General features: G+C 73.2%; 11 protein-coding genes. 3 read left to right on the forward strand and 8 right to left on the reverse strand.

Annotated features, from left to right (window positions below):
* Nucleotides 1–13 precede the first annotated feature (13 nt).
* The 6 genes from WCD58_RS06275 to WCD58_RS06300 form a co-directional block, all read right to left on the reverse strand.
* Complete coding sequence (locus WCD58_RS06275; RefSeq protein ID WP_337700599.1) at nt 14–967, reverse strand: hypothetical protein; 954 nt, start codon at nt 965–967, stop codon at nt 14–16.
* A 70-nt stretch (nt 968–1,037) separates the two neighbouring features.
* A complete protein-coding gene (locus tag WCD58_RS06280; protein WP_337700600.1) occupies nt 1,038–2,084 on the reverse strand; it encodes a 3-isopropylmalate dehydrogenase in 1,047 nt (348 codons plus the stop codon).
* Between the two features lie 258 nt (nt 2,085–2,342).
* Nucleotides 2,343–3,905, reverse strand: coding sequence for a phosphoglycerate dehydrogenase (gene serA / locus WCD58_RS06285; protein ID WP_337700831.1), 1,563 nt, complete (start codon nt 3,903–3,905; stop codon nt 2,343–2,345).
* 223 nt (nt 3,906–4,128) lie between these two features.
* Nucleotides 4,129–5,166 (reverse strand): ketol-acid reductoisomerase, encoded by a 1,038-nt coding sequence (gene ilvC, locus WCD58_RS06290; protein ID WP_337700602.1) that lies wholly within the window; start codon nt 5,164–5,166, stop codon nt 4,129–4,131.
* 44 nt (nt 5,167–5,210) lie between these two features.
* Complete coding sequence (ilvN, locus tag WCD58_RS06295; protein ID WP_133824746.1) at nt 5,211–5,717, reverse strand: acetolactate synthase small subunit; 507 nt, start codon at nt 5,715–5,717, stop codon at nt 5,211–5,213.
* On the reverse strand, nt 5,714–7,657 hold the full coding sequence (locus WCD58_RS06300; RefSeq protein WP_337700607.1) for an acetolactate synthase large subunit: 1,944 nt from the start codon (nt 7,655–7,657) through the stop codon (nt 5,714–5,716). Before WCD58_RS06300 ends, ilvN begins: the two co-directional genes overlap by 4 nt.
* 234 nt (nt 7,658–7,891) lie before the next feature.
* Here WCD58_RS06300 and WCD58_RS06305 point away from each other — a divergent pair, with 234 nt between their 5' ends.
* The gene (locus WCD58_RS06305; RefSeq protein WP_337700609.1) at nt 7,892–8,428 is read left to right on the forward strand and encodes a PH domain-containing protein; all 537 of its coding nucleotides are present in this window, start codon (nt 7,892–7,894) and stop codon (nt 8,426–8,428) included.
* Between the two features lie 45 nt (nt 8,429–8,473).
* Complete coding sequence (gene ilvD / locus WCD58_RS06310; protein WP_337700611.1) at nt 8,474–10,315, forward strand: dihydroxy-acid dehydratase; 1,842 nt, start codon at nt 8,474–8,476, stop codon at nt 10,313–10,315.
* A 7-nt stretch (nt 10,316–10,322) separates the two neighbouring features.
* Here the strand turns inward: ilvD and WCD58_RS06315 are convergent, their stop codons facing one another.
* Together WCD58_RS06315 and WCD58_RS06320 are read right to left on the reverse strand one after the other, a co-directional pair.
* Complete coding sequence (locus tag WCD58_RS06315; RefSeq protein WP_337700613.1) at nt 10,323–10,505, reverse strand: hypothetical protein; 183 nt, start codon at nt 10,503–10,505, stop codon at nt 10,323–10,325.
* Nucleotides 10,506–10,602: 97 nt separating this feature from the next.
* Nucleotides 10,603–11,532 carry a 2-hydroxyacid dehydrogenase gene (locus WCD58_RS06320; protein WP_337700615.1) on the reverse strand — a complete coding sequence of 310 codons (930 nt, stop codon included), beginning with the start codon at nt 11,530–11,532 and terminating at the stop codon, nt 10,603–10,605.
* A gap of 77 nt (nt 11,533–11,609) precedes the next feature.
* On the opposite strand from WCD58_RS06320, the gene WCD58_RS06325 reads away from it, so the two are divergent.
* Complete coding sequence (locus WCD58_RS06325) at nt 11,610–12,797, forward strand: PQQ-dependent sugar dehydrogenase (protein ID WP_337700617.1); 1,188 nt, start codon at nt 11,610–11,612, stop codon at nt 12,795–12,797.
* Nucleotides 12,798–12,820 lie beyond the last annotated feature (23 nt).

Genomic DNA, 12,820 nt, shown 5'->3' on the forward strand with positions numbered 1-12,820 from the left:
TCCGGCGGAGTGCTCAGAGCGCGCCGGCGGCCATCGGCTCGTCCTCGTCCACCCACGACCACCGCTCGTGCTCCGGGGCGACCGCGTTCAGCTCCGCGAGGCCGCCGGCCGGCACGGCGATGTACACGCCCTGGTCGACCCACAACCACGCGAGACGGGCGCCGGCGGCCCGGGCGGCGCGGGCGACCGCGACGTGCAGGACGGTGCTGAGGTACTTGACGTGACCGGCGTAGTCGAGGTCGGCCACGTCGTCGCCCAGACGCAGGCGCAGGTGGTGGCGCCAGTCGTCGGTGATCTCGACGTGCTCGAGGCGCACGGTGAGCGCGTCCCCGACCAGCCGGGCGAGGTCGTCGACCTGCTCGCGCAGGGTGTCGGCGAACTGCTCGGCGTGACCGTCGTGGAACGCGAGATTCGCGAGGTGGGGCCCGGCGTCGAAGCCGGGGTGCCAGAAGCCGGCCTCCCCGATCGCGCCGAGCACCGACCCGGCGGTCGGCGGCTCGCCCGCGTCGGCGACGGCCTCGGCGATCGCGTCGACGTCGGGGACGGTGGGCGGCAGCACTCCGGCCCTGGCGAGCACCCGGAGCAACCGCTCGGTCTCCGTCCGACCCTCCGGCGACAGCTCGGGCACCTCGGCGGGCGGGGACATGGTCGTGGTCGCGGTCGTGGTCGTGGTCGTGGCGCGGGGAGTGCCAGCGATGCGGCTTTGCTGGCGTGTGACGCCAGGATCGCCACATCGATCACTCGCGACCGATACCGGCCTGTCGCGGGAGCGCCGGACGCTCCGCCAGGCCATGCCGCCCAAGACGGCGAGGGCGAGCGCCGCCAGGGCGAACGGGAACGCGCGGTCGACCGCCGTGCGATCCGGACCGTCGGCGGTCAGGCCGACGACGACGAGATAGATCGCGACGCCGACACCGCAGGTCAGTTCGATCGCGGCGACGGCGAGATGCGCTCGGCGTGTCGTCATCGAGGATGTGGCGATCCTGGCGTCAGACGCCAGCAATGCCGCATCGCTCGCACCGGGACGGGCGGCCGCTCTAGGCCGGGGTGCGGGTGCCGGCGGCCGAGGAGACGAGGGCCGCGAGGCGGTCGCCGACGGCGTGGGTGCCGCCGGGGTTGGCGTGGTCCCGGGTCGCGAGGTCGAAGGCCACGGCCGCCTCGACGCGGCGGGCGAGCTCGGGCTCACCCAGGTGGTCGAGGAGCAGCGCCACCGACAGGATCGCCGCGGTCGGGTCGGCGATGCCCTTGCCCGCGATGTCCGGCGCGGAGCCGTGCACCGGCTCGAACATGCTCGGGTTGGCCCGCGACACGTCGAGGTTGCCCGAGGCCGCGAGCCCGATGCCGCCGGTGACCGCCGCCGCGAGGTCGGTGAGGATGTCGCCGAAGAGGTTGTCGGTGACGATCACGTCGTAGCGCGACGGGTCGGTGATCAGGTGGATCGTCGTCGCGTCGACGTGCTGGTAGTCGACCGAGACGTCCGGGTGCTCGAGGGAGACCTCCTCGACCACGCGCGACCACAGCGACCCGGCGTGGGTCAGCACGTTGGTCTTGTGCACCAGCGTCAGCTTGCGGCGCGGGCGGTTGTTCGCGCGGGCGAAGGCGTCCCGCACGACCCGCTCGACGCCGAACGCCGTGTTGACGCTGACCTCGGTCGCGATCTCCTGCGGGGTGTCCTTGCGCAGCAGGCCGCCGTTGCCGGCGTACGGGCCCTCGGTGCCCTCGCGCACGACGACCAGGTCGATCTCGGCGTTGCCGGCCAGCGGCCCGCGCACGCCCGGGTAGAGCCGGGCGGGACGCAGGTTGACGTGGTGGTCGAGCTCGAAGCGCAGGCGCAGCAGCAGCCCGCGCTCGAGGATGCCGCTGGGCACCGACGGGTCGCCGACCGCGCCGAGCAGGATCGCGTCGTGCTCACGCAGCTCCGAGAGCACCGATTCGGGCAGCAGCTCACCCGTCGAGTGCCACCGCGCGGCGCCGAGGTCGTACTGGGTGGTCTCCACCGACGGGGCGACCTCGTCCAGCACCTTGAGCGCCTCGCCGACGACCTCGGGACCGATGCCGTCGCCGGGCACCACCGCGAGTCGCATCCCTACCAACCTCCACGAGCGGGTCGCCCCGCGACGGGGTGACCGGGGCCGACCCGGGGAGACTACTAGGCGTATCGGTCGATCACGGAACCGGATCGCCGGATCGTAGGAACGCGGTGTCCGACGGAGTTGCTGCGCCCGGCGGGGTTTGACATCGGGGACGCTCCCCCGCCGGGCCCAACAAGATCGGCAACTCGGCCGCCCGTTCGGCGAGGACGCGCGGGCGCGGAGCGACCGCGGGTCCTCGCTCCGAACGGATCAGCCGAAGCTGATGAGCCGCGTCGTCCGCGCGTCGAGCGCCTTGCCGATCGGCTCGAGCACCTCGGCCGCGACGCGCTGGTCGACGCGCAGCAGCATGATCGACGAGGACCGGTCACGCTGCTGCGAGAGCTGGGCGGCCTCGATGTTGACGCCGGACTCGCCGAGCATCGTGCCGACGGTGCCCATGGCGCCGGGGCGGTCGGAGTACTCGAAGAGCAGCACGTGGCCCTCGGCGCGCAGGTCGAAGCTGCGGCCGTTGATCTCGACGAGCTTCTCGACCTCGTCCTCACCGGTCAGCGTGCCGGACACCGTGACGGCGTCGGCGCCGTCGCGCACCGCTCGCAGGGTGACCAGGCTGCGGTGGTTCGGGCTCTCGGTGGCGGTCTCGACCGTGGCGGTGACCCCGCGCTCCTCGGCCAGCGCCGGGGCGTTGACGAAGGTGACCGGCTCGTCGACGACCTCGCCGAACACCCCGCGCAGCGCGGCCAGCGCGAGCACCGAGACTTCCTCGTGGGACAGCTCGCCGCGCACCTGCACCTGCAGCTCGCTCGGCGTGCCGACCAGGTCGGAGAGCAGGATGCCCAGCTTCTGGGTGACGCCCAGCCAGGGCCGGACCTCCTCGCCGACCGCGCCGCCGGACACGTTCACGGCGTCCGGGACGAAGTCGCCGCGCAGGCCGGCCAGCACGGAGTGGGCGACGTCGGTGCCGGCGCGGTCCTGCGCCTCGGCGGTCGACGCACCCAGGTGCGGCGTGACCGTCACCTGCGGCAGCTCGAACAGCGGGCTCGAGGTGGTGGGCTCGGTGACGTAGACGTCGATGCCGGCGCCGGCGACGTGCCCGGAGCGCACGGCCTCGGCGAGGGCCTCCTCGTCGACGAGGCCGCCGCGCGCGGCGTTGACGATGATGACGCCCGGCTTGGTCTTGGCCAGCGCCTCCTTGCCGATGAGGCCCTGGGTCTCCGGGGTCTTCGGCAGGTGGATGGTCATCATGTCGGCACGCGCGAGCAGCTCGTCGAGCTCGACGAGCTCGATGCCGAGCTGGGAGGCGCGGCTCTGCGGCAGGTAGGGGTCGTACGCGATGACGTGCGTGCCGAACGCCGCGATGCGCGCCGCGAACAGCTGACCGATCTTGCCGAGGCCGATGACGCCGACGGTCTTGCCCTGGATCTCGACGCCGGAGAGCTTGCTGCGCTCCCACCGGCCGTCGCGCAGGCTCGCGTCGGCCTGCGGGATGTGGCGCGCGGTGGCCAGCAGCAGCGCGAGCGCGTGCTCGGCGGCGGAGACGATGTTCGAGGTCGGCGCGTTGACGACCATGACGCCGTTCGCGGTGGCGGCGGGGACCTCGACGTTGTCGAGGCCGACACCGGCCCGGCCGACGACCTTGAGTTGCTTCGCGGCGCCGAAGACCTCGGCGTCGACCTGCGTGGCGGAGCGCACGAGCAGCGCGTCCGCGGTCGCGACGGCCTCGAGCAGCGCGGGCCGGTCGGTGCCGTCGACGGTGCGGATCTCGACCTCGTCGCCGAAGACCTCGAGTGCCGATGGTGCGAGCTTCTCGGCCATCAGGACGACGGGCTTGCTGGCGGCGGTGGTCACGTGAGATCGCTCCCGGGGGTCGACGGTCGGTCGGTCTGAACGCCGCCGACGCCCCTGCACCTGCTGATGTCACACACGCCGACGTGCTCGCAGGACACTGTCCCGCACTCACGCGGACCCTACCGACCTGTCGTGAACCGATTCACATGGCCGGACGGAGCCCCGCCCGGCCACGCGAACCGGACGCGGACTACGTGGTCGGGCGCGCCATCCACGGCATGAGGCCGCGGAGCTTGGCCCCGACCTGCTCGATCTGGTGGGCCTTGCCCTCGTCCTCGAGCTTCTGGAAGTTCGGGCGGCCGTTGTCGTCCTCGGCCACCCACTCGCGGGCGAAGGTGCCGTCCTGGATCTCGCCCAGGATCTTGCGCATCTCCTCCTTGACCGCGTTGTTGACGATGCGCGGGCCGCGGGTGAGGTCGCCGTACTCGGCGGTGTCGCTGATCGAGTAGCGCTGGCCCCAGATGCCGTTCTCGTACATGAGGTCCACGATCAGCTTGAGCTCGTGGAGGCACTCGAAGTAGGCGATCTCGGGCTGGTAGCCGGCCTCGACGAGGGTCTCGAACCCGGCCTGGACCAGCGCCGACGTGCCGCCGCAGAGCACGGCCTGCTCGCCGAAGAGGTCGGTCTCGGTCTCCTCGGTGAACGTCGTCTTGATGACGCCGGCCCGCGCGCCGCCGATGGCCGCCGCGTAGGACAGCGCGAGCGCCTGGGCGCCGCCGGTCGCGTCCTGCTCGACGGCGATGAGGCAGGGCACACCCTTGCCGTCGACGAACTGGCGGCGCACGAGGTGGCCCGGGCCCTTGGGCGCGACCATCGCGACGTCGACGTCCTTCGGCGGCTGGATGAGGTCGTAGCGGATGTTGAAGCCGTGCCCGAAGAAGATCGCGTTGCCCGACTCGAGGTTGGGCGCGATGTCCTCGGCGTAGATCGTGCGCTGCTTCGTGTCCGGCGCCAGGATCATGATCACGTCGGCCTCGGCGGAGGCCTCGGCGGGCGTGACGACGCGCAGCCCCTCCTCCTGGGCGCCGGCGCGGCTCTTCGACGACTCCGGCAGGCCGACCCGCACGTCGACGCCCGAGTCGCGCAGCGACAGCGCGTGGGCGTGGCCCTGGCTGCCGTAGCCGATGACGGCGACCTTGCGCCCCTGGATGATCGAGAGGTCGGCGTCGCTGTCGTAGAAGACCTCCGCCGATCCTGTGGACACAGCGCCGGTGGTCGGGGCACTCATGATGCGGGACTACTTCCTTCCGGGAACAACGAACAGGGTCGAACTTAACGGTGGTGCGCGGCGATGGAGCGCGGCCCACGGGCCAGCGCGACCATGCCGGACTGCACGATCTCGCGGAGCCCGTAGGGCTCGAGCATGCGGCGCAGCGCGTTGAGCTTGTCCTCGGTGCCGGTGGCCTCGACGGTGACCGCCTCGGGCGAGACGTCGACGACCTTGGCCCGGAACATCTGCGTCACCTCGAGCACCTGCGAGCGGACGCTCGCGTCGGCCCGGATCTTCATCATCACGAGCTCGCGCTGGACCGACGTCGACGGCTCCAGCTCCACGATCTTGATGACGTGGACGAGCTTGTTGAGCTGCTTGGTGACCTGCTCGAGGGGAAAGTCGTCAACCGTCACGCAGATGGTCATGCGCGAGATCCCCTCCTCCTCGGTGGGGCCCACGGCGAGCGACTGGATGTTGTAGCCGCGCCGGGAGAACAGGCCCGAGATGCGCGCGAGCACACCGGGCTTGTCCTCGACGAGCACGGACAACGTGTGGGTCGTGGTCACGCGGTCACCTCGTCCGCTCCGCCCGCCTCCGGGTCGTCGAACAGCGGGCGGATGTCGCGCGCCGCCATGATCTGGTCGTTGCCGGTGCCGGCGGCGACCATCGGCCAGACCTGCGCGTCGGCGCCGACGGTGAAGTCGATGACGACGGGGCGGTCGTCGATCGCCATGGCCTGCTCGATGACGCGGTCGACGTCGTCCTTCGACTCGCAGCGCAGCCCCTCGCAGCCCAGCGCCTGGGCCAGCAGCACGAAGTCGGGCACGCGGTGCTTGTGCGTGCCGAGCTCGGTGTTGGAGTAGCGCTCCTCGTAGAACAGGGTCTGCCACTGGCGGACCATGCCGAGGTTGCCGTTGTTGATGACCGCGACCTTGATCGGGATGCCTTCGATCGCGCAGGTCGCGAGCTCCTGGTTGGTCATCTGGAAGCAGCCGTCGCCGTCGATGCACCACACCGTGGTGTCGGGCTGTCCGACCTTCGCGCCCATCGCGGCGGGCACGCCGTAGCCCATCGTCCCGGCGCCGCCCGAGTTGAGCCAGGTGCGCGGCTTCTCGTAGCGGATGAACTGCGCGGCCCACATCTGGTGCTGGCCGACGCCCGCCGCGTAGATCGCGTCCGGGCCGGCGATCGCGCCGATCCGCTCGATGACGTACTCGGGCGACAGGGTCCCGTCGGCGGGGTCGTCGTACCCGAGCGGGAACGTCTGGCGCCAGCGCTCGAGCTGGTCCCACCAGGGCCGGAGCCGCTCGGCGCGGGCGTCCCGGCCGCCGTCGTCGGCGCTGCGCAGCGCCGCGGTGAGCTCGGTGATGACCTCGCGGGCGTCGCCCACGATCGGCACGTCCGCGACGCGGTTCTTGCCGATCTCGGCGGGGTCGACGTCGGCGTGGACGACCTTCGCCTCGGGGGCGAACGTCGACAGGTCGCCGGTGACGCGGTCGTCGAACCGCGTGCCGAGGGCGATCAGCAGGTCGGCCTTCTGCATCGCGGCGACGGCGGCGACCGTCCCGTGCATGCCCGGCATCCCCAGGTTCTGGTGGTGACCGTCGGGGAAGGCGCCGCGGGCCATGAGGGTGGTGACCACGGGCGCGCCGGTCTCGTCGGCGAGGTCGAGGAGCTCGGTGGAGGCCTCGGCCTTGATCACACCGCCGCCGACGTAGAGGACGGGACGACGCGCCTCGCCGATCAGGCGGGCGGCCTCCCGGATCTGCTTGCTGTGCGGCCGGGTGGTCGGCCGGTAGCCGGGCAGTCGCGTCTCGACCGGCCAGCTGAAGGTGGTCTGCGCCTGCAGGACGTCCTTGGGCAGGTCGACCAGGACCGGCCCCGGGCGTCCGCTCGACGCGATGTGGAACGCCTCCGCGATCGCGCGCGGGATGTCCGCCGGGTCGGTCACCAGCATGTTGTGCTTGGTGATCGGCATCGTGATGCCGCAGATGTCGGCTTCCTGGAACGCGTCGGTCCCGATCAGCTTGCGGCCGACCTGACCGGTGATCGCGACGACCGGCACCGAGTCGAGCATCGCGTCCGCGAGCGGGGTGACGAGGTTCGTCGCCCCCGGCCCCGAGGTCGCGATGCAGACCCCGACGCGGCCCGTGGCCTGCGCGTACCCGGTGGCCGCGTGCCCGGCGCCCTGCTCGTGGCGCACGAGGATGTGGCGCACGATGCGGGAGTCGTACAGCGGGTCGTACGCCGGGAGGATCGCCCCGCCGGGGATCCCGAAGACGACGTCACAACCGACGGCCTCGAGCGAGCGCACCAGCGACTGGGCGCCGGTGGCCGGCGAGGGGTCGACGTGCGTGGGGCGGGTCGCGCCCTCCTGCACGGGAGCCTGCAGGGCGGTGTCCTGCTGCTCGGTGGGCGCACCGGTCCGCGGGGTGGGACGCCGGGTCTCGGCGCCGTTCGCGGCCGGACCCGTGGTGCCGGGGGGCGCCGGTCTGGCTGTGGTCATCGGGTGGAACACCTCGGTGGGTCGATCCGGATACGGAAACAGGGGCCGAACATGAAAAAGCCCCCACCGCCTCGAGGCGGAGAGGGCAGGCGCGTCAGCAGGTAATCGCGGCGGGCTGGTGGGCCCGTCAGGCGCTGACGCGCCCCGGGATTACGAGAATTCGCCGCTGGATCACGGCGCCGAGGGTAGGTGGCCGATCTGTACGACGTCAAACCGGGTGGCACCATCGGCAGGGTGAGCGAGCAGACCACCGACGACCCGGTCACCGCGGCGGCCGGCCCGGCGACCTTCCGGCCCGTGCCGCTGGTGGCGCTGGTGGCCGTGGGGTTCGTGGTCATCGGGATCTCACCGATCGCCTTCCAGGGCGGGGCGTGGTTCCTGCTGTTCCTGCTCCCGCTGGCGCCGGCCTGGTGGCTGCTGCGCACGCGCACGATCGTCGACGGCACGTCGCTGCGGGTGCTCTCGGCGTTCGGGTCGCGGCGGGTGACGTGGGACGAGCTCGCGACGCTGCGGGTCGCCGAGCGGGGCTGGGTGCGCGCGGTCGAGGCGGATGACCAGGAGGTCGCGCTCGTCGGCGTGCGACCGCGCGACCTGGGCCGCGTCGCCCGCGCCAGCGAGGGCCGGATCGACATGCCGACCCCCGAGGAGGTCGCCGAGGCGCGCGAGCACCAGCGCGAGCTCGAGGCCACCCGGATGCGGATCGCGCGGTTGCGGGAACGGCAGGAGTCGGAGCAGGAGTCGACCTCCGAGGAGGGTGACGACCGGGCGTAGCCTCGCCGGTGGTCCACCACCGATCACATCCCTGCGAGGTCTGCCGTGCCGCCGCTGCGCTCGCGCGTCACCACCCAGGGCCGCAACGCCGCCGGGGCTCGCGCCCTCTGGCGCGCCACCGGCCTCACCGACTCCGACTTCGGCAAGCCGCTCGTCGCGATCGCCAACTCCTACACGCAGTTCGTGCCCGGGCACGTGCACCTCAAGGAGCTGGGCGAGCTGGTCGCGGGCGCCGTGCGCGAGGCCGGCGGGATCGCGCGGGAGTTCCACACGATCGCCGTGGACGACGGCATCGCGATGGGTCACGGCGGGATGCTGCACTCGCTGCCGTCGCGCGAGGTGATCGCCGACGCCGTCGAGCACATGGTGCAGGGCCACGCCGTCGACGCGCTGGTGTGCATCTCGAACTGCGACAAGATCACCCCCGGCATGCTCAACGCGGCGATGCGGCTGAACATCCCGACGGTGTTCGTGTCCGGCGGGCCGATGGAGGCCGGCAAGGCCGTGGTCGTCGACGGTGTCGCGCAGGCGCCGACCGACCTCATCACCGCGATCTCCGCGTCGGCGTCGTCGCAGGTCACCGACGAGGGCCTCACCGAGGTCGAGCGTTCCGCCTGCCCGACCTGCGGGTCGTGCTCGGGCATGTTCACCGCCAACTCGATGAACTGCCTGACCGAGGCGCTGGGCCTCTCGCTGCCCGGCAACGGCTCGACGCTCGCGACGCACGCCGCGCGGCGGCAGCTCTTCCTCGACGCCGGGCGCACGGTCGTCGACCTCGCGCGCCGGTACTACGCCGAGGACGACGAGTCCGTGCTGCCCCGCAACGTCGCGTCGAAGCACGCGTTCGAGAACGCCATGGCGCTCGACGTCGCCATGGGCGGCTCGACGAACACGGTCCTGCACATCCTCGCCGCCGGCCACGAGGCCGACCTCGACTTCACCCTCGGCGACATCGACGCCGTCAGCCGCCGGGTGCCGTGCCTGTCCAAGGTCGCGCCGAACTCGTCGCACCACATGGAGGACGTCCACCGCGCCGGCGGCATCCCCGCGATCCTCGGCGAGCTCGACCGCGCCGGGCTGCTGCACCGCGACGTGCACGCGGTCCACGCGCCGTCGCTGGAGCAGTGGCTGGGCACCTGGGACATCCGCGGCGGCTCCCCGTCCGACGAGGCCGTCGAGCTGTTCCACGCCGCCCCGGGCGGCGTCCGCACCGTCGAGCCGTTCTCGACCACCAACCGCTGGTCCTCGCTCGACACCGACGGCGCCGAGGGCGTCATCCACGACGTCGAGCACGCGTTCAGCGCCGACGGCGGGCTCGCGGTGCTCACCGGCAACCTCTCCCCCGACGGCGCCGTGATCAAGAGCGCCGGCCTGCCCGAGGACGGGCGCCACTTCCGCGGGCCGGCCCGCGTCGTCGAGAGCCAGGAGGAGGCCGTCTCGGTCATCCTCGGCAAGCAGGTGCAGCCCGGCGACGTGCTCGTCGTGCGCTACGAGGGCCCCGCGGGCGGCCCGGGGATGCAGGAGATGCTCCACCCGACCGCGTTCCTCAAGGGCGCGGGCCTCGGTGCGGTGTGCGCCCTGGTCACCGACGGGCGGTTCTCGGGCGGCTCCAGCGGGATCTCGGTCGGCCACGTCTCCCCGGAGGCGGCCGCCGGCGGGACGATCGCGCTGGTCCGGGACGGCGACGAGATCCTCCTCGACGTCGACACCCGCCGCATCGAGCTACTCGTCGACGACGACGTGCTCGCCGAGCGCCGCGCCAAGATGGACGCCTCGGAGCGCCCCTGGCAGCCCGTGGCCGAGCGGAACCGCCACCTCACCAGCGCCCTGCGCGCCTACGCGAAGCTCGTCACCTCGGGCGCGACGGGCGCGGTCCGCTCGGTCTGAGCCGGGATCACCGCGGCGGGTGCCGCCGGGACGCCGCGCGCAGCGCGTCGGCGATCCGGCGGCACTCGTCGCGCGTCAGCACCGCGGTGTAGCGCCCGAGCGCCAGCACCGCGTACGGGTCGCCGTCCTCGACCTGCACGGACACGATCTCCTCGCCCGCACCCGCGTTCACGCTCGTCCTCGCCGTCATGGCTCTACCTCGCTGAAGGAGATGTCGTCCACGTCGGGGTGCGTGGGCGTACGTGTCCTTTCTACATACTTGCGTGTCAGCTGGCAAGTAAATGCGGTCAGTACCCGTTGATGACGAGGTTCGGCGGGTCCTCGCCGCGCGCGACGGCGGCGAGCTGGTCGTGCACGACGCGGTAGGCGCGGTCGAGGTGGCCGGGGACGCTGCCGCCGACGTGCGGGGTGATCAGGAGGTTGGGCGCGGACCAGAGCGGGTGGTCCGCGGGCAGCGGCTCGGGGTCGACGACGTCGACCGCGGCGCGCAGGCGCTCGGTGCGCAGCTCGGCGAGCAGGGCGTCGGTGTCCACCACGGGGCCGCGCGCGGCGTTGACCAGCAGCGCCCCGTCGGGCATGCCGGCGAGGAACGCGGCATCCACCAGCCCGCGCGTCTCGTCGGTGAGCGGGACGAGGAGCACCACCACGTCGTGGTCTCCCAGGAGGTCGGGCAGCTCGGAGGTCGCGTGCACGCCGTCGCGGGCACGCCGCCCGACGCGCGTGATCGCGGAGACGTCGAAGGTCTCGAGACGCCGGGCGGTCTGCTCGGCGAGGTCGCCCGCGCCGACCAGCAGCACCCGCTTGCCGGTGAGGGTGTCGGTGATGTGCTGGTCCCAGCGGGCCTCGTCCTGGGCCCGCACGAACGGGGGGATCTCGCGCAGCACCGCGAGCGTCGTGGCGAGCACCCACTCCGCGGTCACGCCGCCGTGCGCGCCCTGGCAGTCGGAGAGCTGCACGCCCTCGGGCAGCCGGCCCACCCACATCTCCGCGCCCGCCGAGAGCAGCTGCACCAGGCGCAGCCGCGGGCAGCGCTCGACGAGCTTCAGCGCCTCGGTGGTGGCCAGGAAGCCGGGGATGAGGACCGCGGCGCGCTGCGCGGCGTCGGGCAGCTGGTCGGCCTGTTCGTCGTAGCGGACGAGCTCGAGCCCGTCGATGTCGGCGAGGGCGGCCTCGCCCTCGGCGTGCGGGACGAGGACGGTCACGGGTTCCGGGGCCACGGTCGGCGGAGGGTAGTGCACCGCGCGCCACCCCGTCTCACGGCCGGCACAGCCGGGCACGCCTAGTGTGTCCCACCGTGATCGGTCCGGGGTGCGGCGTCTCCCGGCGGGCAGCGGTGCTGCTCGCTGCCGTGGGAACAGTCCTCGCCGCACTGCTGGCGGGGTGCGCCCAGTTCCCGGACGCCGGTCAGCAGCCGTGGCGGGAGCGGCCCGACCTCGGCGCCGAGCGCGCCCCCCAGCCCCAGCTGCCCGAGACCGGCGAGCCCACGCCCGCTCCGAACTCCGGTCCGCCGTCGACGCCCCCGCCGTGCGTGGACCCGGACCCGCAGGTCGTCGCCACCTGCCTCGAGCCGCTCTCGGCCATCGTCACCCTGCCCGGTGGCGCGGCCGCCCTGGTCGCGGAGCGCACCACCGGGCGCATCCTGCGCGTCGCCCCCGACGAGGAGCCCGAGACCGTGGCGACGGTGCCGGTGACCGCCGCCGGCGACGGCGGGCTCACCAGCATCGCGCTGTCCCCCAGCTACGCCGAGGACCAGCTCGTCTACGCCTACGCCACCACCGCCGGCGGCAACGCGGTCATGCGCGTCGCGCCCGGCGACGTCCCGAAGACCGTGCTCGGCGGCATCCCGAGCGGGCCGTCGGGCAACAGCGGCGCGATCGGCGTCGAGTCCGACGGCACCCTGCTGGTCGCCACCGGCGACGGCGGCGACCGCGCGGCGGCGGCGTCACCGACCTCGCTCGCCGGCAAGCTCCTGCGCATCGACCCGTTCGGCCGGCCCGCCCGCGGGACGCCGAACCCGACGTCGCCGGTGGTGGGCAGCGGCCTGCACGCCCCGGGCGACGTGTGCGCCGACCCGACCACCGGCGTCAGCTGGGTCACCGACCAGGCCGGACCGCGCGACGTCCTGCTCGCCGTGCGGCCCGGCGAGGCGCCGGGCGCGAACGCCGCGACCTCCCCGGCGTGGACCTGGCCCGACCGGCCGGGCGTCGCCGGGTGCGCCGCCCTGCCGGGCACGCTCGTCGTCGGCCTGGAGGGCTCGAGCGCGATGTTCGTGCTGCGCCCGACGCCGCAGGGGTCGTTCGTCGGCAACCCGCAGTCCGTCCTCGCGGGCACGTACGGGCGCATCACCGGCACGGACGTGGCCTCCGACGGGCTCATCTGGTTCACGACGGCCAACAAGGGCGGCGGCGGGCCCGTGACGCCGACCGACGACCGGGTCGTGCGCATCCGGCCGCCGTCAGGCGGGGCGAGCGGGGCCGATTAGCCGGGGACCGGTCGTGGGCAACC

It is taken from the genome of Actinomycetospora flava, from assembly GCF_037400335.1.
Classification (GTDB): Bacteria; Actinomycetota; Actinomycetes; order Mycobacteriales; family Pseudonocardiaceae; genus Actinomycetospora; species Actinomycetospora flava.